At 42.1% G+C, this 1,468-nt stretch carries 2 protein-coding genes; both read left to right on the forward strand.

The features are described from left to right. Nucleotides 1–354, forward strand: a 354-nt coding sequence (locus B5F88_RS19480) for a tyrosine-type recombinase/integrase (RefSeq protein WP_162612261.1), incomplete at its 5' end; no start/stop codon positions are given. Beyond that, nucleotides 351–1,319 carry a tyrosine-type recombinase/integrase gene (locus B5F88_RS19485; protein ID WP_087937053.1) on the forward strand — a complete coding sequence of 323 codons (969 nt, stop codon included), beginning with the start codon at nucleotides 351–353 and terminating at the stop codon, nucleotides 1,317–1,319. The genes B5F88_RS19480 and B5F88_RS19485, both read left to right, overlap by 4 nt. Nucleotides 1,320–1,468 lie beyond the last annotated feature (149 nt).

The following is a 1,468-nucleotide window of genomic DNA, read 5'->3' on the forward strand; positions in this document are numbered from 1 at the left end:
TCAATTTATCGCTATATTTTGGAAGAACGACCAAAGGTTAATGATGATCATGTGTTCTTGAGAAGTCAAGCACCGTTCATGCCTTTGTCGGGGCACTCAGCATGTTACTATATCGTAAGCAACATACTTCAACGTGCCGGTATACAAAAGGATGATCGTATCTGGGGCATGTGTATGCTACGGCATAATGCAGCATCAACAATGGTTCAAAACAGTATTCCATTAGCAACAATTGCAGCAATCCTTGGGCATGCAGGAACAAGGACTACCGACATCTATATAACTGCAGATATAAATAACCTTAAAGAGTGTGTATTACCTCTTGTGGGAATATCAAGAAAGGTAAATCCATGAGTCTTTTTATAAGCGCGCTTGGCCCATCTCTGGAAGCATTTATAAAGTTTAAACATTCTATAGGCATACAGTATTCCGCATCAGTTCAATGGTATTTGAAGAGTTTGGATCGATACAATTTTGAACATGGCAATAGCCCTGTTCTTTGCAAAAGCCTTGTGGTAGGGTGGAGCATTGAACGGTCTGAGCATTCCAATTCAAAACGTGGATATTGGATAAGCCCTGTTAGAGAGTTTGGCCGCTATCTCCAGTGTATGGGGGATTCAGATGCATACATTCTTGAATCCCCTGTTTCACGGAATTCTTACCGACCAGAAGTTTATCTGTTGTCTAACAGTGAAATACAGCGCTTTTTTAAAGAATGCGACTCATATGTGCTTCGAAAGAAAACACCAGGGCGCCCTTATGTTTACCCAGCACTGTATCGTTTCCTTTATTGCTGCGGTGCGAGGTGCGGCGAAGCCAGACATCTCCGCTGTGAAAATGTACATCTTAATGACGGCTATTTGGATATCTTACAATCGAAAGGGCACCGGGATCGCAGATTGTTTTTGTCAGATGAGTTGATATCCTATCTGAAAGATTACGATTCTGCTATTGGGATCTGTTTCCCGGAAAGAGAATACTTTTTCCCAAGTCCCAGCGGTAATGTCATATCCGAGTCATCAGTTCCGTTCAACTTCAGAAAAATCTGGCTTGCAGCAGGACTCAAAAGAGACGGTAAGGTCAAGCCAAGGCCCTATGACTTCCGGCACCACTTTGCATGTGCCAATATAGCACGTTGGTCAAAAGAAGGAAAGAATGTCATGTCCATGCTTCCTTATCTCATGCGCTATATGGGACACTCCTCGATTGAAAAAACATATTACTACATACACCTGATTCCTGATTATTTTGGAAACTATGCTGTTGCAACAGAGAGCTTAGAAAATTTACTGCCTGAGGTTGAGTCATATGAGATATAAGCGCAAAAAAGATAAGTGTTTCTGGACAATGGTGCGATCCTATCTGCATGATTATATGCCCGCTATACGAGGCCTATCCGATAAGACGATAGAAACTTATAAGCAGTCGCTTAAAACATACTTACGGTTCCTGCGGGAAGAAAAAGGCC

The sequence above is a fragment of the Flavonifractor sp. An306 genome, assembly GCF_002159455.1.
Lineage (GTDB): Bacteria > Bacillota > Clostridia > Oscillospirales > Oscillospiraceae > Flavonifractor.